Source organism: Streptomyces sp. NPDC059371 (genome assembly GCF_042751995.1).
In the GTDB taxonomy this organism is placed as follows: Bacteria; Actinomycetota; Actinomycetes; order Streptomycetales; family Streptomycetaceae; genus Streptomyces.
In genome coordinates this window covers 38251-56560 of sequence record NZ_JBHYXD010000008.1, presented here as the reverse complement: position 1 = coordinate 56560, position 18310 = coordinate 38251, and the positions used below count along the sequence as shown (strand labels likewise).

The 18310-nt window shown below is 69.5% G+C and carries 14 protein-coding genes and 1 pseudogene; 8 read left to right on the top strand and 7 right to left on the bottom strand.

The window, feature by feature from the left end:
- Positions 1 to 37: 37 nt before the first annotated feature.
- From ACFXGX_RS07155 to ACFXGX_RS07145, 3 genes are all read right to left on the bottom strand, one after another.
- Positions 38 to 1423: a glycosyltransferase family 4 protein gene (locus tag ACFXGX_RS07155; protein WP_384785853.1), complete on the bottom strand. Its 1386-nt coding sequence runs from the start codon at positions 1421 to 1423 to the stop codon at positions 38 to 40.
- 57 nt (positions 1424 to 1480) lie between these two features.
- The gene (locus ACFXGX_RS07150; protein WP_384785849.1) at positions 1481 to 1891 is read right to left on the bottom strand and encodes a DUF4913 domain-containing protein; all 411 of its coding nucleotides are present in this window, start codon (positions 1889 to 1891) and stop codon (positions 1481 to 1483) included.
- A gap of 502 nt (positions 1892 to 2393) precedes the next feature.
- Positions 2394 to 3716 carry a DUF1479 domain-containing protein gene (locus ACFXGX_RS07145; RefSeq protein ID WP_384785846.1) on the bottom strand — a complete coding sequence of 441 codons (1323 nt, stop codon included), beginning with the start codon at positions 3714 to 3716 and terminating at the stop codon, positions 2394 to 2396.
- 85 nt (positions 3717 to 3801) lie between these two features.
- Here ACFXGX_RS07145 and ACFXGX_RS07140 point away from each other — a divergent pair, with 85 nt between their 5' ends.
- From ACFXGX_RS07140 to ACFXGX_RS07130, 3 genes and pseudogenes are all read left to right on the top strand, one after another.
- Positions 3802 to 4944: an ROK family protein gene (locus ACFXGX_RS07140; RefSeq protein WP_384785843.1), complete on the top strand. Its 1143-nt coding sequence runs from the start codon at positions 3802 to 3804 to the stop codon at positions 4942 to 4944.
- A 40-nt stretch (positions 4945 to 4984) separates the two neighbouring features.
- Positions 4985 to 5842, top strand: a complete 858-nt coding sequence (locus ACFXGX_RS07135; protein WP_384785840.1) for a Cof-type HAD-IIB family hydrolase — start codon at positions 4985 to 4987, stop codon at positions 5840 to 5842.
- A 26-nt stretch (positions 5843 to 5868) separates the two neighbouring features.
- Positions 5869 to 5988, top strand: a pseudogene (locus ACFXGX_RS07130) (ornithine acetyltransferase); the annotation flags it as partial.
- A 44-nt stretch (positions 5989 to 6032) separates the two neighbouring features.
- Here ACFXGX_RS07130 and ACFXGX_RS07125 read toward each other — a convergent pair.
- The 3 genes from ACFXGX_RS07125 to ACFXGX_RS07115 all read right to left on the bottom strand — a co-directional run bounded on the left by ACFXGX_RS07125 (position 6033) and on the right by ACFXGX_RS07115 (position 8694).
- Positions 6033 to 6776: a hypothetical protein gene (locus ACFXGX_RS07125; protein ID WP_384786172.1), complete on the bottom strand. Its 744-nt coding sequence runs from the start codon at positions 6774 to 6776 to the stop codon at positions 6033 to 6035.
- A gap of 72 nt (positions 6777 to 6848) precedes the next feature.
- Positions 6849 to 7763 carry an endonuclease/exonuclease/phosphatase family protein gene (locus ACFXGX_RS07120; protein WP_384785837.1) on the bottom strand — a complete coding sequence of 305 codons (915 nt, stop codon included), beginning with the start codon at positions 7761 to 7763 and terminating at the stop codon, positions 6849 to 6851.
- A 211-nt stretch (positions 7764 to 7974) separates the two neighbouring features.
- The gene (locus ACFXGX_RS07115) at positions 7975 to 8694 is read right to left on the bottom strand and encodes a hypothetical protein (protein WP_384785833.1); all 720 of its coding nucleotides are present in this window, start codon (positions 8692 to 8694) and stop codon (positions 7975 to 7977) included.
- A gap of 546 nt (positions 8695 to 9240) precedes the next feature.
- Here ACFXGX_RS07115 and ACFXGX_RS07110 point away from each other — a divergent pair.
- The gene (locus ACFXGX_RS07110) at positions 9241 to 10023 is read left to right on the top strand and encodes a hypothetical protein (protein WP_384785830.1); all 783 of its coding nucleotides are present in this window, start codon (positions 9241 to 9243) and stop codon (positions 10021 to 10023) included.
- A gap of 94 nt (positions 10024 to 10117) precedes the next feature.
- Here the strand turns inward: ACFXGX_RS07110 and ACFXGX_RS07105 are convergent, their stop codons facing one another.
- The gene (locus ACFXGX_RS07105) at positions 10118 to 11260 is read right to left on the bottom strand and encodes an abortive phage infection protein (protein WP_384785827.1); all 1143 of its coding nucleotides are present in this window, start codon (positions 11258 to 11260) and stop codon (positions 10118 to 10120) included.
- Between the two features lie 470 nt (positions 11261 to 11730).
- Here ACFXGX_RS07105 and ACFXGX_RS07100 point away from each other — a divergent pair, with 470 nt between their 5' ends.
- The 4 genes from ACFXGX_RS07100 (at position 11731) to ACFXGX_RS07085 (ending at position 18273) form a co-directional block, all read left to right on the top strand.
- Positions 11731 to 12675, top strand: coding sequence for a M28 family metallopeptidase (locus tag ACFXGX_RS07100; protein ID WP_384785824.1), 945 nt, complete (start codon positions 11731 to 11733; stop codon positions 12673 to 12675).
- A 714-nt stretch (positions 12676 to 13389) separates the two neighbouring features.
- Complete coding sequence (locus ACFXGX_RS07095) at positions 13390 to 14205, top strand: hypothetical protein (RefSeq protein ID WP_384785821.1); 816 nt, start codon at positions 13390 to 13392, stop codon at positions 14203 to 14205.
- Complete coding sequence (locus ACFXGX_RS07090) at positions 14198 to 14584, top strand: GntR family transcriptional regulator (RefSeq protein WP_384785818.1); 387 nt, start codon at positions 14198 to 14200, stop codon at positions 14582 to 14584. The genes ACFXGX_RS07095 and ACFXGX_RS07090 overlap by 8 nt, the downstream gene beginning before the upstream one ends.
- A 188-nt stretch (positions 14585 to 14772) precedes the next feature.
- Positions 14773 to 18273, top strand: coding sequence for an NB-ARC domain-containing protein (locus tag ACFXGX_RS07085; protein ID WP_384785814.1), 3501 nt, complete (start codon positions 14773 to 14775; stop codon positions 18271 to 18273).
- The last annotated feature ends 37 nt before the right edge of the window (positions 18274 to 18310 follow it).

Here is an 18310-nt window from a genome sequence, read left to right as displayed (position 1 = left end):
ACCCGGACCGGCCCACACGCCCGTCGGGCCGGTCCGTTCAGAGCACCGCCGGTTTGGCAGTGGGTTTGGGGGATCCCTGCACGGGGGCCGCCGCTGGCTGATGGTTCCCCGACTGCCCCGTGGTGGCGTTCGGAGAGGTGAGGCTCGCGGCACCGGCTACGAACTGCAGCTGACCGCCCTGCAGTTGCTTCGTGCCCCGCACGTTGCCGTCCTTGGCCTCCATTCCCGCTTGGACCAGTGCCGTCCCGGCGTTCTCCCAGGTGTAGTCCTTCAGCACGTTGTGCAGTTCGCGGGCGCCGATCTTGCGCTCCGACCAGTTGTCCGCGACGTTCCCGATGGCGTCCGCCCAGGCGATGTGGCGCTGCGAGGCATCCTCGGGCGTCATGACCACACTGTCCTTGCCCAGGTGGGCCGCACCGCGCGCGGGATCCTGGAGGAACTTGGCCGCGCCACTGTCCCGGTTCACCAGGATCGGAATGCAGTGCGCGGCGGCCTCGGTGGCCACCAGGCCGAAGCCCTCGGTCTTGGACGGCATGATCACCACATGGTTGGCGTGCATGTCGTTGACCAGGTCCTGCTTGTCCTTGGTGAAGGGCTTGACGGTGACCCTTCCCGGTCCGCCGGCCTGGCTGTCCGCGCGAGCTTGCGTCTCCTGGAGCTTCTCCGGATTCGCGCCGCGGATGGTGAGATGCACCTTCTTGCCGTTGTCGTTGAGGTGCTTCACCGCTGCCAGGGCGTCGCCGCCGCCCTTCATGGGGTCATCCATGCGCCCCATCAGCAGAACGTTGAACTGTTCCTTCGGCGAGGGCGGACTGAAGGTCTTGACCGTTTCGCCACCGGGCACGAGATCGTGCCAGCTCTTGGCCTCCGCGTTCATCGCCTGAATCCGCTGGACGTCCTCGGTCAGTGCTCCGCCGACACCGACACCGACGCGGGCCTTCCTGAGAATGTCCTTCTCGATCTTCACCTTGGCCTGGCCCGCGTCCGTCCGCATCTGAACCATGGCCGGGTCGTTCGGATCGGTGATCTTGGCCTGCTCCAGCTTCTCGGGCGAGGTGTGGAGAAAGTTCATGTGCACGGCGTCCGGATACCAGGCGGACTGCATGGCGGACGCCGCAGGTCCGGAGAACCGGCTGTGCCCGATGACGATGTCATACTGGCCTTCCCCCTTGGCCGGGAGGCCGAATTCCGTCGGATCCCGCTGCGCCGCTTTGAGGATCGTGTCCATCTTGTCCTCGCCCTCCACCGGGGGAACCGTGCGAACGGTCGCGGCTCCGTGGACCTGCGGCTTGTCCGTCACATAGAGCAGGTCAACTTTGTGGGCCTGGTTCTCCGCGAGCCCCTCGGTGATGAGCTTGTTGAACACGGGCACTCCGCCGAGCCCCATGCCACTCTCGTTGGAGACAACAAGGATGCGTGCCATGCCGGTTTCTCTTCTCTTCTGTGCTCGGAAGGTATGTGGTGGGGATCAGGACCTGGATCAGCCGTCGTACACGTCGACCCGTGGCGGGTCCTTCGGCCGGTGGCTGCCGGGCTTGCAGCCCGAGAACGGTCCCGAGGGATCGCGCAGAAACGTCATCGCCGGTCCCAGGAAGTCGCGGTGCCACATGGCGGGCCCGTTCATGCCGGCCTTGACGGAGGTCATTTCCTGCCATGCCATCCACAGGCCGTAGAGGTGGGCCACCGCGTCGGGGTGCTCCCACCAGCGCGGGCACCACGGGGCGCGGGACGACTCCTCTCCGGCGTAGACCGGCAGCAGGAGGTTGTGCACCCAGATGACGAGGCCGCGTTGAGCGGTCGTCAGGTCGTCACCCTGCTGGTAGAGGATGAACGGGGGTGGGCCCTGTCCCGCTTCCGCTCCCTCGCCGCCGCCGGTGGTGTCGTCGTTCATCCGGTACGCCTCTCCTCTGTCATCTCGTCGGCCCCGTCGGGCGCCGATGCGGCCTCGGACGGTCCCTCATGGCTCTCAGAGATGTGGGAACGTGGTTGGGCGTACTTCTGCGAGTAGAGGCGTCAGCTCGTCGGTCGCGGATTGCCGGACTCCCGTGTCGATGTACCGGCGCCGTTCTTCGGCAGCGGCAGTGTCGCCGCCTCGATGGCAGTCCGTTCGGTATCGGGCATGGACGTCCCTTCCCTCGGCGCGACCCTTCGGGTTCGCGTGATGCCCCACTGGTGCGGGGTGCTCTCGCAGGACTACAACGGGGCCGTGGTGCGGGGAGGTTCAACGCCCGGAGGGGCTTTCTTCGGCCCTCCCACGACCCCCGACCATCGCTGAACCAATTCCCCGGCGGACCCGGACGGAGCGATCGGAACGGGAACGCTTCACATGCTGTTCGCTGCGACTGCGAAGCCGATCGCCGACGGCATCGGGCTGGGTGGTGCCCCGCGATGCGCTAACCGACGATCCTCGAAGCCGGACCCTCGCTCAGGCCGAGGCCCCGACGGCCGGTTTCATTGAGCTGGCCGAGGGTGAATCGGCCGTTCCAGGCACGCTCGTAGTGCTCGTCGGGGAAGTCGCTCGGGCTGGAGCCGGTGGTGAACGCCTCCCTGACGTCGGCCGCGTATTTCTCGTTGCGGGGGCACCAGGGCGCGGCGGGTATGTACATGACGTTGCCCCAGCCCTGCTGGTTCTCGACGGGCGCGACGCTGTGGATCATGTCGCAGTGCCACCACACGGAGTCGCCGGCGCCGACGTCGGGGATCGGTGTCAGGGCCCGGTGGAGGACCGGGTGCCAGCGCTCGGTGACGGGGAAGACCTGGTTGGGTCGTACGCCGCACATGGAGTCCTCGGGGACGTCCGGCAGCAGCGGACGCAGCAGGAGGTAGGCCATCACCTCCGGGATCGGGACGGTGTGCAGCACGCCCTGGTCGGCGTCCATGTCGGACAGGGCGGTCCAGCCCTGGAAGGTGCGGAACGCGGAGCACATGGTGGAGCCGGAGTACTGGGGCCCGTCGGTGCGGTGGGCGGCGTCCCAGGGGTCGTACCGCTCGACATCGCCGCTGAAGAGATGGCGGAACGCCCTCTGGTACTCCTGGGTCATCCACAGGTCCAGGGTGCCGGGATCGCAGTGGGTGCCCAGGCCGGAGGAGTCCGTGCCCGGCGGGCGGCGCCTGATGCGGTCGGGGTAGAGGGCGCCGCGGTCGGGGTCGAACCACTGGGTGCCGTCGTCGTCGGTGTGCTTCCAGAACGAGTTCAGGAAGGACTGGACCGTGGCCATCCGGTCGGACTGGCGGGCCTGCATCTGCGCCTGCGACCAGTAGATGGGGTAGATCTCGGGCTTGGACCCGACGCTGCCGAAGAAGTCGTCACCCGGGCCCGTGTACGTCTCGAAGAACTTGTTGCGCTCGACGTAGCCGACGATGTCCTGGTCCCAGGCCAGTGCCTGTTCACGCGGGAAGAGTCCTCGCACGACGAGGCAGCCGCGCGTCTTGAGCTTGGCCTTCTGTGCGGGCGTGACGGTGCCGGCGGCGATGGCGTCGTAGTCCAGGACGGGCCAGACCTCCTCGCCGAGCCCGCGGTCGGCCTCTATCTCCGCGACGCGCGCCTCGATGCGCTGTTCGACGGCGGCGAACGCCTCCTCCACCGTGCGTCCATGGGCTTCGATGCGAGCGCGCAGGGCGGGCTTGAACTCACGGATGGCCGCGGCGATGTCCTCGGGGGTCCGGTTCCAGTGCGGCAGTGAGGGCACGGGGCGCCGCACGGTGGTGAACGTCATCTCAGCTCCTTTAGTCAGGACTCCTTACTAGAGCAACGTAGGCCCGGGTGCATGTTTAGGCAAGAGTCCTTACTAGAATGCTCGTATGACCGCGCCGAAACCGTCCCTGGAACTGCTGCGTGCCCTGACGGACGAGAACGTGCTGCGCGCCCTGATGGCTCACGACCGGCTCACCCGGGCGGAGATCGCCACCAGGACAGGCCTCTCCAAGCCGACCGTCTCCGAGAGCGTCCAGCGCCTTGAGCAGGCACGACTCCTCGTCGACACGGGCGAGCGCACCACCGGGCGCGGCCGGGTCGGCTCCTACTACGCGCTGGCCCCGCACCTCGGCAACGCCCTGGTGGCGAGCATCACCCCGCACGGTGTCGTCGCCGAGGCCGTGGACGCCCTCGGGCGCACCCACGGAGAGGTCCGCATCGCGTTGCACGCCGAGGCGGGACAGGAAGCGGCCGCCCGGGCGCTCGGCGAGGCAGCCGTACGGCTCGACAGTGAGGCTGGTGGCCCGCTGCGTCTTGCGGTCGTGAGCGCCGCCGACCCCGTCGACCGGGCGACCGGGCGACTGGTGCACCTGCCGGACGCTCCGTTCCTGGTGGGCGCACTCGATCCGCCCGCCGTCCTGGCCGGCACGGTGACCGGCCCGGTCCTGGTGGACAACGACGTCAACTGGGCCGCCCGAGCCGAGTACGAGCACGGCTGCGTGCAGGGCGTCGACGACTTCGTCTACCTCCACCTCGGGGAAGGCCTCGGCTGTGCCGTGGTCGGCGACGGCGTCGTGCGCCGGGGACATGGCGGTCTCGTCGGGGAGATCGCCCACCTGTACACGGCGGGGCCGGACGGACAGGCCATGGCCTTCACCGAGGTGTTCGCCGCGCTCGACCTGCGCCGGGCCTCCTCCACCGCCATCGACGTGCCGAGACTGCTGGAAATCCTGGAAGCCCCCGACGCCCCCGCCGAACGGGTACGCGTCGCACTGGCCCACGCCATCGGCGGTGTCCTGTCCGCGGCCCTCTCCTTCGCCGACCCCCGGACGGTCGTCGTGGGCGGAACCTGGGGTTCCCACCCCCTCCTGATCGCTGCGATCGAGGAACACCTCGCCCGCTCGCCACGGTCCGTCCCGGTCAGCGCGGCCGCGTTGCCCCTGCCCGAGCTGACCGGAGCGCGCGCCCGCGCCGTCGAGGAGCTCGGTTCCCTGATCGTCCGCTCCGCCCACCCCGCCACCCAGTGGTGACCGCCCTCAGCCCCTTTCCGCACCGACCCACCGGAACACGATGACCACGCAACCTGCCCTTGCCCCCGCCTCCGCCGCTGCTTCCCTCTCCGGCCGCCCCGACATCCGGCTCGTCGTCACCGACATGGACGGCACCCTGCTCGACGCCGACGGTCGTGTCCCGCACGGGCTGTGGCCGCTGCTCGCCGACCTGCGCCGCCGGGGCGTCGTCTTCAGTCCCGCCAGCGGGCGCCAGTACGCCACGCTGGCGCAGCTGTTCGCCGGCGCGGACGACGGCATGGTCTACATAGCGGAGAACGGCGCGTTCGTCGTCCGCGACGGCACGGAGGTGTCCTCGGACCCGCTCGACCCCGCTGTCTCCGCCCGCCTGGTCAAGTCCGTCCGGCAGCTTGCCGACGAGGGCGTGGACGCGGGCGTCGTCGTGTGCGGCAAGCGCGCGGCCTACACCGAACGCGGTGACCAGGCCTTCCTCGACGAAGTCGGCCGCTACTACAACGCGCACCGCCTGGTCGACGATGCCACCGCGGTGGACGACGAGATCGTCAAGGTGGCTGTCTTCGACTTCGGGCCGATCGAGCGCACCACGGCGCCCGCCCTGGCCTCCTTCGCCGACACCCACCAGGTGGTCGTCTCCAGCGAGCACTGGATCGACGTCATGAATCACAGCGCCGACAAGGGAATCGCCGTACGCCGCCTTCAGGAGCACCTGAACGTCTCTCCGGCCCAGACGATGGTGTTCGGGGACTATCTGAACGATCTCGGCATGCTCGACGCCGCCGAATGGTCGTACGCGATGGCCAACGCCCACCCCGCCGTCATCGCCCGCGCCCGCCACCTGGCTCCCGCGCACACCGACGACGGCGTCATCCGCACCATCAGGAGCGTCCTGGACATCTGACGCCGTCCCCCGACAGGGGCCAACGCGTCAGCGGGGTGTCCACCCGTTCCAGGCTGGTCGGGCCGAGTGCGCTGCTGGGCCGCGAGGCGGTCGCCGACGGCCGGGCGCGGGGAGTCGTGGTGCTCGCCCGCGACACCAACGAGGCATGCCACGGCCGGACTGACGCCACAAGACCCGATGATCCAACCTGTCAGGGCCCGAAGCGCTCAGGCCACGGATATCCCAACCGGCCGGCGAACTCGCGCGAACCACCGCAGACTTCGCCGGTCGCCCGGGGGTCGGCCTCGAGCAGATCGCGCAGCATGCGGTCGGCCTGGCCGATCGGAGCGTCGTCGGTGACGGACAGGACCTGGCGGAACTGCAACCAAGGCTGCTCGTCACTGCCGGCCGGTGGGCCGGGATGGAAGAAGGCCACGGTGACGCGGTCGCGCTCCGAGGGCAGGGCGCTGACCCAGGCGAGCCGACACCTCCATCGATCGAGCCACTGAGTCTGCCGCCGGAGGCTCTCTTCAAGAAGCCGGGCGACGGTACGGGCGGGCCATTCCCAACTATGGTCGGCAACGGCACGCTCAACCTCGGCCTCGTACGGCCGCATGTCGAACCGGTACGAAGGAAGATCCACGGCGCCGTCTGGGTTCCGCCAGTTGCTCCAGACGACGGCGTCTTCCTCGCGTGTGATCGTCACATAGACGGCGCCGCAACAGCCCTCCGTGCACTCGGCTTCAGCCAGCCGAACCTCCTTGGGCTCGTGCGACGGCATCAGTGGGCGGGAGGGCGCGAGGAGCTGTCCAGGGTCTTCTGCTGGGCCCTGGTCGAAGGCGGTGGCCAGGATGTCCTGACCGTCGATGATCGGCCGGACCTCGACCGCATCCCCGCGCTGAGTCGGGTCCGGTGCGACGACGCGGAGAGCAAGGTGATTCATTTCGGACGGCACGCCACGATGGTCGCTGGCCCACCGTCGCCTGTCACGTCGTTTCCCGCGGGGTGTTCCTGTCGGCGGTCCTCGTCAGCGTGCTTGGTCCAGGGTGATCCGGGCGATGACGGGGAGGTGATCGCTGCCGGTGGCGGGCAGGGTGCGGAGATGGCCGACGGTTGCCGAGCGGGCCATGACGTGATCGATCCGGGCCACGGGGAAGGCGGCGGGGAAGCTGAAGGCGAAGCCGCGCCTCGGCACGTTCATCTGGGAGGTCAGCGGATTCAGCCCGCGGTCGTCGAGCGTGCTGTTGAAGTCGCCGAGGAGTATGGCCGTGCGCAGTTCGTCGGCGGCGATGGCCTTGCCCAGCAAGCCGGCGCTCTCGTCCCGCCAGGACGAGGCGAGCCCGGTCGAGCGGATGCGAACCGAGGGCAGGTGCGCGACGTAGACCGCGATCTCACGGTGCTGGGCGTGGACGACGGCCCGTAGCCCGCGGCTCCAGGGTTCCGTGATCTCACCGGGTCTGATGTCCACCTTGTCGACGTCGGTGAGCGGGTGTTTCGACCAGAGTCCTACGGTGCCCTCCACCGCGCGGTAGGGGTAGCGCGGGGCGAGGGCCCTTTCGTAGACCGGCAGCGCCGCGGGCACCAGTTCCTCCAGGGCGATGAGGTCGGGCCCGGCGTCGGCCAGGGAGCGAGCCGTGCCCGCCGGGTCGGTGTTCTCGTCGCCGGCGTTGTGCTGCACCACGACCAGGTCGTGCGCACCGGACTTCGTCTCAGGCAGCAGCAGTCCGCCGAAGAGGTAGGTCCAGGCAGTCACCGGCAGGAGAAGGGCCACGAGCGCGAGCGACGAGCGGCGCAGCAGCGACAGGCCGAGCAGCACCATGATCGCCAGCCCTGACCAGGGCAGGAACGACTCCAGCAGGCTGCCCAGGTGTCCGGGGGAGTTCGGAACGACCCCGTGGAACGCGGGCAGGATTGCTGTCAGTACCGCCGCCGCGGCGAGCACCCGCCCCCGCGTCCACGACGTCCGGACCCGCCCCCGCGTCCACGACAACGGGCCCTTCGCGGTGCCGCGCCCCGGCCGTCTCCAGCTTGCCTTCCGCGGCGCTGCTGCTTCCTCCGTCGTCGAACCACCGGCTCGCTCTCCCATGGATGTCCGTCCCTTGCCTTGTTCCTTTCCCCTTCAGGACGAGCCGCCAGTGAATCGGGTTCTGTTTTCAGCCGGAGGGTTGGGCCGTCGTGGCGTTGTCCTGCGGTGGGAAGCCGCCCCACTGGGGGGAAGGGGACGGCGCCGGTGTGGTGATGGGTTGCCCCTTGGACCAGTCGCGGTACTTCACGGAGAAGGGGTCGGAGGAGTACTGGGACAGATAGTCCGAGTCGTCGTGGTGGAAGGGGACGGTCATCTCCAGGGACATCGGCAGGTAGTTGCTGGTGGTGGCGATCGTGAAGCTGAGTTCCTTGCCCGGGCCCGCCTTGGCGTAGGGGCGGTAGAAGAAGGCTCCGGTCGGGTCGGATGCCAGGGTCGCGAGGGAGACTCGGCCGGTGAGGACCCGTCCGGCGTGATCGGTTTCGCGGTAGTGATCGGCGTGCGCGATCAGCGCCGCGAGATGCTCCGGCGATGCCAGCCAGCGAGTCTGCAGGGCGTTGCCGACGTCGAGGTTGTCCGTCGCGGCGCCGGCATCGCCGACGTAGGAGGTCGGCCCGTACGTGACCGTGTCGGTGTTGGGGGAGTTGTCCGGGGTCACCCAGGCGTGGTTGCCGATCACCACGACGTCCGGGGGAAACCACGGGTCTTCGCCCGGCTCGTAAAGGACATGGGTCGCGGCGGCCTTCGTACCGCCGGAGGACATGTCGATACGACCTTGGCCATGGAATTGAGCGGGGTCGCTCAGATTGCGCGCGTTGATGTCGAAGGCGGTGACGGAGCGGCTGACCATGGCCTGCTCGACGGCGCGTGCGGCTTGTTCCTGCCGGGTCGGGCTTGACGAGCCGGCAGTTCCGTCCGCACCCGGAGCCGAAGGCACTGTTGAGGCGGTGCTCCCCTGCGTATCAGGCGTCGTTTCCGCCGCGCATCCGGTCGCCGTGGTGGCCACGACCACGGCAAGGCCGATCCATAACCCTCGTGCACGCACCGATATCCCCCGTTGTCTCATGCTTCAACTGCCTGCCTGCCTGCCTGCCTGCCTGCCTGCCTGCCGACGTACCGGACAATGCCGGTGATACGCGGTCGGGGCATGAACCTATAGCCCAGATCCCCTTTTGATGCGGGTATAGCGAAATGCGCGGTGTGACGCGGACAGACCTGCAAGGGGCAAGGGGCAAGCGGCTCGGACGCTGTGGCGCGGGGCGGGCGTGGACCGGAGTCACGGAAATCCAGGGAACCTTCCCCATATCGTCAGTGTGACGATATGATGAGGACTCGTCGGGCAGGCCCGTCCGCACGCCCGTCCGCGCTGCCCTGAAACCGTCCTTCGGAGGATCCTGTGACACTCGGCGAAGACACCCCCGGCACGGTGGACGTGCGCTGCGAACGGCTCGTACCGGGCGACCCCGCGTGGCTCTGGCACTTCCACCGGGCGCAGACCATGCTCCTGGCCCCCCTCGCTGCCGCGGCCGAGGAGCAGCCGACGCAACTGCCGGACGGCGTCGACCCGGTGGCGGCCCTGGCGGCGTGGGAGGCGGTGTGTGCCACGCTCCCCGAAGCGCTGCGTAACCACGTCCCCGAGCCCGTCGAGTTCACCGAACCCGAAGAACCCACGGACCCGGCGGAACCGGTGGTCGACCGCGTGGTTCGGCAGGCCGAGGAAGAGCGCGACCGGGTCGCCCGGGGCAGCGGCCTGTGGGGACCCGACGGACGCGAACACATACCCGTGCACCTGGTGGAGATCGCGGAGCGCGACCTGGACACGCTCGCGGCCGTCCTGGACCGCCTGACGCAGGCTCTGGCCGGGCGGCTGCGCGGGGCCGCGCTGCTGTACCGGATCGCCGCACTCCACCCGTACCCGCTCGGCCCGTCCACCGCCTTGAGCCTCTGCGGCAACCTGCGGATTCTGCTGGACACACTCCGTCCCGAGCCGGCGCCGGAGGATCTGGCACTGCTGCGGCCGCTGCTCGCACCGGCCGCGCGGGCGGACGCCGGCGAACCGGCCGCGCGGGTGCTGACCACCGAGCAGGAGGCCGCCTACCGGCGCTTCGCGTACCGGGTCGCCGACATCGTCTGCCCGGGCGACATCCGGGAGAGTGCCTCCTTCGCCTGGCGGTACTGACGGAACGCTCCGTGACCCTCTCCGAGGTCAACTCCCGTGGCCCCGCCGTTCGCCCGAACCGCCTCGGGTGACGGTACGACACGATCGCCGGGCATCAGCCGCGGCGGGCGCGCCCGTACTGGCGGGCCAGTGCGTGGAAGGCCTCCTTCGGTTCCCAATGAACGCCGGAAGCCGGGTCGCCGGGACGGTCCTCGATCGTCTTCACGATGCTGTAGCTCGCCATGTCGAGGTCGTGGCGCGGGTCATGGGGGCGGTGCGGTGCGTCGCGGCTGACGAAGGTGTACGCCATCGCCGAGTACAGCCCCATCGCCTCGAACGCCGCCAGCACGTCCGTCAGATACGCGGCCTGAGCATGCTCGCCGCGTACGAGACCGGCCTTGATCTCCGGAGGTTCCTTCGTGTAGTCGACGACGTCCCAGCCCATGCCGCCCCGCTCGGGCGCGCCCTCGAAGGTGCAGCAGCCGAACTCCATGACGGCGACCGGCTTCCCGAAGCGTCGGTAGGGGGCGAGATCGCGAAGGTAGTCCGAGGGCCGTCGGAAGTACGAGTAGTAGTCGATGCCCACGAGGTCGAAGAGCCCCCAGTCGACGTCCTCGTCCTGGGCGGCGGAGTACGTCAGACGTCCATGGAAGACGGACCGGCCCACCTTCGCGGCCTTCGCGGTGAACCGGCGCAGTCGCCGGGCCGTCAGGACCGGGTCGAAGTCGCCCTTGAGCAGGTTCTCGACGCGCTCCCGGATGTCCGCGCCGGGCACGATGCCGGGGACGTACAGCACGAACTCGCAACCGACGCTCAGATGCACCCCGGCACCCTGCCGGCGCAGTCGTTCGGCATGCCGGCCGGTCTCCGCGAGATGCTCCAGGATCTCCCGCTCGGGCACGTCCCCGAGCGCCGGTTCGAGCCAGACATTCAGTCCGCGCTCCGCCGCCTCGGCCGCGGTCGCGGTGAGCCGTTCGACACCGTCCCCGGTGACCTTGACGGAATTGGCGTGCAGATCACGGGAGATGGCCCGAAGGTCCCCGCGCATGTCGTGGACGTTCCACGCCGTCGCGGGCGTCTCCCCGGCGCCGACCTCGTACACCACGCCCCGGTAGCTCAGCCCGCGTCGGCCGTGCGTCACCCGCTCGTCCGAGGCCGGTGCCTGCCCCGCCGCCCCGACGGGCAGCGCCACCGCGCCGCCGACCGCCGCGGCCATTCCCAGAAACCGTGCCCGGCTGATTCCCGGCGTCCCCTGCATCGCGCCTCCCGACTCCCCGCACCGGCGTCCTTCGCCTCGGAACCAGTCTCGGAAGCCGTCGACGCTCCCGCCGTCCGCCGAAGGCCTACGAACCCGGTCCGAAGGTCTACGAAGTCGGTCCAAAGGTCTGCGAGGCCGGACCGAAGGACTGCGAGGCCGGACCGAAGGAATACGAGGCCGGACCGATGGACTACGAGGCCGGACCGAAGATTCGCGAGGCGGGACCGAAGGTCTACGAAGTCGGTCCGAAGGCAGGAATCCGGGTGCGCTCCGCCCTCGTGTCGGACAGGGCTCGGCGCGCGGAGGCCGGGCTGTCCGGAATATGAACGGCCGTGACCGGATACTGCTCTTGACGGTCAGTCAGTCCCACCTTCACCATCCAGGCACCCCATTCACCGTGGAATCCCCGGACACCCCACGCCCCCTCGTGGGAACTCCGCCCGGATTCCCTGGAATTCGGAGCCCCCCACATGAAGCTCTCCATTCCTGGGCGTGCCTCGGCGACCGCTGTCGTCGCGGCCGCCGCGCTGCTCACCGGCGGTTCCACAGCCGGGGCGGCCCCCGCCCCCGTGGCAGCCGCCGCACCGGACATCCCCGTGGCCAACGTCAAGGCCCACCTCACCCAGCTCCAGTCCATAGCCACCGCCAACGGCGGCAACCGCGCGCACGGCCGCACCGGCTACAAGGCGTCCCTCGACTACGTGAAGGCCAAGCTGGACGCGGCCGGGTTCACCACGACCGTCCAGCAGTTCACCTCGGGCGGCCGCACCGGCTACAACCTGATCGCCGACTGGCCGGGCGGCGACACCGGCCAAGTCGTCATGGCCGGCTCCCACTTGGACAGTGTGACCGCTGGGCCCGGCATCAACGACAACGGCTCCGGTTCGGCGGCCGTGCTGGAGACGGCACTCGCCGTGGCCCGGTCCAACTACCAGCCCACGAAGCACCTCCGGTTCGCCTGGTGGGGCGCGGAGGAGCTGGGCATGGTGGGCTCGCGCTACTACGTGAACAGCCTCACCACCGCGAACCGTTCGAAGATCAGCGGCTACCTGAACTTCGACATGATCGGCTCGCCGAACCCGGGGTACTTCGTCTACGACGACGACCCGGCCATCGAGAAGACCTTCAAGACGTACTTCACCGGGATCGGCGTCTCCACGGAGATCGAGACCGAGGGCGACGGACGCTCGGACCACGCGCCCTTCAAGAACGCGGGCATCCCTGTCGGTGGCCTGTTCAGCGGCGCCGACTACATCAAGACGTCCGCCCAGGCCGCCAAGTGGGGTGGCACCGCGGGCAAGGCCTTCGACGCCTGCTACCACTCCTCGTGCGACACGTCGTCGAACATCAACGACACGGCGCTGAACCGGCACGCCGACGCGTTGGCCTACGCGGTGTGGGACCTGTCGGCGTAGACACGCGCCGACCGCAGGTCATCCGTACGGTGGGCCGTCGGTCCCCGTGAGTTGTTCCGCGAGCGCGGGTAGGGGCCGTCGGGCCCGTACCCGCGCTCTGCCCGGTGTTCGGCGCAATCGTCGAGAGCGTTCAGCGCAATCGTCGAGGGTGTTCGGCGCAGGCATCGAGCCGGGGTGCCGGTATTTGTACAGGCGGCAGTTGTTCGTGCTGCGGCATGATGGCGACCATGGGCAGACACACTTCCGACTGGGTGACTCTCTTCCGTTTCGAGAACGTCCCTGGCCGCCCGCGACCCGGTCGGCTCATCGCGGTTTGACTGCGTGACCGGGGGATCGACTGGTACCCCTTCGCCGAACACGACGTTCTGATCGACCATATGTGCGGCGTGCGGGCCGACGGGCACTGGCACGGCACGATCGTCGTCCGTGTTCGCGCGGACGTCCTGCGAGGGCTCGGACTCCACCCCGATCAGCCGACATCGGGGCCGGCCGACCCACTGCCGCCCAAGTGGTGGGGCCCGTGGGCGCGTTGGGGGAGGAGGCCGGATCCCGGGTCCTGATGAAGTCGAGGCCGGATCCCGGCCCTGATGAAGTCGATCGCAGGTGACAAGGAACCCCCGCACGCCGGAATCCGTCTCCCTGTGCGTCATCTTGTATCGAATGTTTGACACAAGATTCCGCCTACGGCATCTTGTACTAGCAGCTTGATACAAGATGACCCGAGGGGACCTCTCCATGCTCGACGCCGCCCCGCTCCAGCGCCGCTTCCTCGAGCATGCCGACTACTACGCGCGCTGGTCAGGCCTGGCCATCGGCATCATCGCCGCACAGGCGATGTCCACAGTGGGGCAGCATGTGGAGTTCGAGCAGCGCGTCGTGTTCTGCATCACGGCCTTCGGCCTGTGTGCGGTGGCGGGTGTCCTTCTCGCCGACGCGCTGACTCTGGTCCCGCAGGACGTGGTGCGCACCGCGAGTCTCGCCCCGCGCCTGGTCAGAGACCACGTGCCTCCGCGCATGGGCCCCCTGATCGCCCTTCAGGGGGTCTCGCTCGCCGTGCTGCTGACGATCACGGCCGCCACCGCCTCCGTCGACCCCGACCGCGTCTTCAGTACGGGGAAGGTCGTCGCCGTCACCTGCAACGGGATGCGGACCTCGCTGGGCCCCTGGCCCGGCCTCTACTACAGCCTCCCCATGTTCGGCGCGCTCGCCATAGCCACTCCGACCTGCGTGTGGGCCCTGCGCCGGATCGCCGACGGGCCGGGTGGGGACCAGCAGCGTCGCGACCGCGCGTGGGCGGTGACCGGGGCCTGGGGGCTGTTGGTGTCGAGCCAGCAGTTGTACGCCGTACTCATGGTCTCCGTCTCGCTGACGGACACGGGCTGCGCCGGTGCGATGGGCGCACTCACCTTCTGGGTGTTCTACCCTCTGGCCCTGCTGAACCTGTTCACCCTCGTCTGGTCCCTGGTCACCTTGGTGGCACCCCGAGCCGTCGGCGACAATACGGCGGAGGAGTTGTCCGGCAATGAATGAGCTCGCCGTCCGCGTCGACACGACGAGTCAGGTGCCGCCGTACGCGCAGATCCGCGCCCAGCTCGGCGCGCTGATTCTCACCGGACGGCTGGTCGAGGGCGACCGGCTGCCTACTGTGCGCCAGTTGGCCACGGACCTCGGCCTCGCACCCGGCACCGTGGCCCGCGCCTACCGCGAACTGGAGGCCGCCGAGCTCATCCGCACCCGCCGCGGAGCGGGCTCCCGGGTCGCGGCACCCCCGTACGGCCCGACCCGCCCGCACGCCTCCCAACTCACCACCCTCGCCCGCGACTTCACCTCCGCCGCCCGCGCCCTGGGCGCCGACACGGAGACCATCCTGGCCGCGGTTCGCATGGCCCTGGACGCGGACCGTCCCTAGGCGTTGTCCGACGCGTTCGGGCAGCCGTGGTCGGCCCGCAGCGGAACCGGGGACGAACGGACTGGGGCGCCGTCGGATGTCACGGATGACTGACTCATCTCGGGCACTTGTGCCCCATTGTTCCGGTTCGGTGTCAGGCGCGCCAAGTCGCTGGCCGGGGGTGTGCGCGGCGGCGAGGATCATTTGTCATGACAGACGGGGGTCGGCGGCTCGGACAGGCCATGGTTGCTTCGAGTGCGGCCGCCGGGATGTGGCTGTTGGCGACGGCACTCCGCGGTGGCTGGGACGCCGCCGATCCCGTCGCAAGTGTCCTGGGTGGCGGTGCGGGCATCGTCGCGCTGATGGTCTCCTTGGGGTTCGGCCCCGGTGCCGCGGGGGCGGTGGGAGATCCGCCGCCTCCGCCGGCGCCCGCCATTCCCGCCTGGGTCGTCGACCGGGACGAGATGGACGAGGTCGTTGCCGCGGTCTGTGGACGGACTGGAAGGGGTGGGGCGTTCGGCCGTCGGCGCGGGAGGCGGGGGCATGGTGCACCGGTCGGCATCACGACCGGGTTGCAGGGGGCGGGCGGCTTCGGCAAGACGACGTTGGCGCACATGGTGTGTGCCCATCCGAAAGTCCGCCGGGCCTTCCGGGGTCGCATCTACGTCGTCACCGTGGGCCGCGATGTCCGCGGCCGGGCGGCGATCGCCGCGAAGGTGGCCGAGGCGACGCGCTTCATCACGGGCGACACCCTCGAATCCGGTGAGGACCCCGGCCGGGCGGGCGACCATCTCGGCCGCCTGCTGGCCAAGCGGCCGCGCACGCTCCTGGTGATCGACGACGTTTGGGAGCCGGAGCAATTGGAGCCGTTCCTGCGCGGGGCTCAGGAGCGCTGTGTACGACTGGTGACGACCCGCAGACCCGCGGTCCTGCCGCCTGACGCGATACGGGCTGTGGTCGACCGGATGTCGTTCGCGCAGGCGAAAGCCGTGCTGACGTATGAACTGGCCCCTGCCCTGCCGGATCCCTTGGCGGTCGACTTGGTCAAGGCGACCGGAAGCTGGGCCTTGTTGCTGCGGCTGGTCAACCAGTTGATCGCGGTGCAGGCCGCCACGGGTGTACAGCCCGCCACGGCTGCGCGGGCGATCCTCGACCGGCTGCGGGCACTCGGGCCGACCGGTGCCGATCCCGATGTGCCGCTGGACTTGGACGACCCCGCCCGACGCAACACCGCCGTGCGGGCGAGCATTCAAGCCGCCACCGAACTGCTGCCGGGACACGGTGGCCGCAGATTCGCCGAGCTCGGGATCTTCGCCGAGGACGAGGCCGTTCCGTTGCCCTTGGTCGCCATGCTGTGGCGGGCCACCGCCGGCATCGGCGAGCCCGCGGTCCGTCGGCTCCGTATGCAGATGGCCGATCTGTCGCTGCTGACCATCGACCGTTCCGTCAGCGGTGGCGCCATCGCCCTGCACGATGTCGTTCGCGACTACCTGCGTGTCGAACTGGGGGCCGCTGTGGCCCAGGTGAACTCGGCACTGCTCGACGCGGTCGCGGCGGAGCTGCCGCCGACCAACGGCAGCGCTCCGCGGCCGGCGTGGTGGCGGACGACCGACGGCTACTTGCAGGACCACTTGGTCGAGCACCTGCTGGACGCTGGCCGCACGGCGGAAGCCGAGTCGGTGGCCGGCGATGCGCGGTGGATACACACCAGGCTTCGCCGACGTGGCCCCACAGCACCCTGGCGCGACCTCGACCGTATTGCCAGTCCGACGGCCCGGGCGCTGGCCGGGGACCTGGCCCGTGCCGCCCATCTCCTCTCGCCCACGGACCCGCCACACGCCCTCGACTCGGTACTGCGCAGCCGGCTGGCCGCCCTGACACTCGTCAACGTCCGGCCGCCCGCCGCCGCACACCCCGCCCTGACCAACCGCTGGCGCCCCCCTGACCTGCCCGATCGATCTCTGCTGCGTTCCCTCACCGGAAGCAGCGGCGAAGTGCGGGCGGTTGCTTTCAGCCCTGACGGGACGATGCTGGCCACCGTCGGTGACGACCAGTGCGTACGGTTGTGGAACCCGGTGACCGGCGTGGCCCTACGCACTCTCACCGGGCACGAAGGCAGGATCAGAGCGGTGGCCTTCAGCCCCGACGGCGCGCTCCTCGCCACGGCCGACGACAGCCGCGTACGGGTCTGGAATTCTGCCACCGGCGCGGCCCTGCAGACACTGAAAGGTCATGAAGGCCATGCGAACGCGGTGGCCTACAGTCCCGATGGCAGATTGCTCACCGGCGTTGCCGAGGACGGCTGTGTACGAGCATGGGATCCGGCGACAGGAGACGCGGTACGTCGCCTGACCGACCGCGTCGGGGGTATCCGGGCCGTGGCCTTCCACCCGGATGGAACGCTGGTCGCCACCGCCGACGATGACGGGTGTGTACGTATCTGGGACGCGGTCACGGGAACCGTAGTGCGCTCTCTCAGCGATCAGATCGGCGGAAGGTCGGTGGCCTTCAGCCCCGACGGGGGGATCCTGGCGACCGCGGGTGAGGACCGGCGCGTACGGCTCTGGAATCCGGTCACCGGCGCGGCGATGCAGACCCTTCCAGCCCACGAGGGGTATGTGAATGTGGTGGCCTTCAGCCCCGATGGAGCGCTGCTGGCCACGGCGGGGTATGACAGAGCTGTACGGATGTGGAATCCGATGACCGGTGCCGTCCTACGGACCCTGACCGGTCACGAAGGCGGCGTGAACACCCTGGCGTTCAGCCCCGATGGGACTCTGCTCGCCATCGCCGGGCAAGATCGGGCCGTACGGCTTCGCGACCCGGCGACCAATATCCCCTCGGGCAGTGCAGTGGGCATACGGGAGTTGGCCGTCGCGGCGGGCCCGCGGCTCGCCACGGCCGATGACGACGGGTGTGTACGGATCTGGGACTCGTCCACCGGAAGACCCCTGCGCATCCTCACTGAATACATCAGAGGTGTTCGAACCGTGGCCTTCAAGCCGGACGGGACGCTGCTCGTCACCGTCGGGGAAGACGGTCAGATGTGGGTCTGGGACCCGGAATCGGGCATGACCGTCCCGGCTTTCGGCAACGACGGCATCCGGGGTGTCCGGGCCGCGGCGTTCAGCGCCGACGGCGGCATGCTCGCCACGGCGGACGGCATCGGGAAGCTGTACCTCTGGGACGTGGCCGACGGCCGGGTCCGGAACACCCTGACGAGTGCCCCGCGAGGAGTGCGTCTGCTGGCCTTCAACGCGGACCGGAGCACACTTGCGGTCGTCGGCGACCAGGGTGCCGTCCACCTCTGGGAATTGGGCACGAGCACCATGGGGCATGTACTACGTCATGACGGGGCGCAGACCGTGCGGGCGGTGGCCTTCAGCGCGGACGGGAACCTGGTCGCAACCGCGGGTGACGACGGAACCGTACGCCAGTGGAACCCGATGTCGGGCGCTGTGCAGCACACACTCACCGGGCACGAAGGCTCCGTCAACTCGGTGGCGTTCAGCGGCCCGCGGTTGGCGTCGGTCGGCGAGGACGGAAAGATACAGGTCTGGGACCCTGCCACCGCGACGGTGGTGACCCAGATGCGCGCGGACAGTCCTCTGCGGTGCTGCGCGTGGAGCCCGGACGGCCGGACCCTGTTCGCAGGCGGACGGGGTGGTCTGTTCGGCTACGACTTCGACCCTGGTTTGAGGGGGTCATGAAATGAACACACCCGCACGCGCGTCGCGTCGACGCGGT

What these genes read in the sequence shown, in the direction of transcription:
- ACFXGX_RS07150 (WP_384785849.1), bottom strand. Translation starts at nt 1,891, where the DNA reads ATGAACGACGACACCACCGGCGGCGGCGAGGGAGCGGAAGCGGGACAG.
- ACFXGX_RS07155 (WP_384785853.1), bottom strand. Translation starts at nt 1,423, where the DNA reads ATGGCACGCATCCTTGTTGTCTCCAACGAGAGTGGCATGGGGCTCGGC.
- ACFXGX_RS07105 (WP_384785827.1), bottom strand. Translation starts at nt 11,260, where the DNA reads ATGCAGGGGACGCCGGGAATCAGCCGGGCACGGTTTCTGGGAATGGCC.
- ACFXGX_RS07140 (WP_384785843.1), top strand. Translation starts at nt 3,802, where the DNA reads ATGACCGCGCCGAAACCGTCCCTGGAACTGCTGCGTGCCCTGACGGAC.
- ACFXGX_RS07085 (WP_384785814.1), top strand. Translation starts at nt 14,773, where the DNA reads ATGACAGACGGGGGTCGGCGGCTCGGACAGGCCATGGTTGCTTCGAGT.
- ACFXGX_RS07090 (WP_384785818.1), top strand. Translation starts at nt 14,198, where the DNA reads ATGAATGAGCTCGCCGTCCGCGTCGACACGACGAGTCAGGTGCCGCCG.
- ACFXGX_RS07115 (WP_384785833.1), bottom strand. Translation starts at nt 8,694, where the DNA reads ATGGTCAGCCGCTCCGTCACCGCCTTCGACATCAACGCGCGCAATCTG.
- ACFXGX_RS07135 (WP_384785840.1), top strand. Translation starts at nt 4,985, where the DNA reads ATGACCACGCAACCTGCCCTTGCCCCCGCCTCCGCCGCTGCTTCCCTC.
- ACFXGX_RS07145 (WP_384785846.1), bottom strand. Translation starts at nt 3,716, where the DNA reads ATGACGTTCACCACCGTGCGGCGCCCCGTGCCCTCACTGCCGCACTGG.
- ACFXGX_RS07100 (WP_384785824.1), top strand. Translation starts at nt 11,731, where the DNA reads ATGAAGCTCTCCATTCCTGGGCGTGCCTCGGCGACCGCTGTCGTCGCG.
- ACFXGX_RS07095 (WP_384785821.1), top strand. Translation starts at nt 13,390, where the DNA reads ATGACCCGAGGGGACCTCTCCATGCTCGACGCCGCCCCGCTCCAGCGC.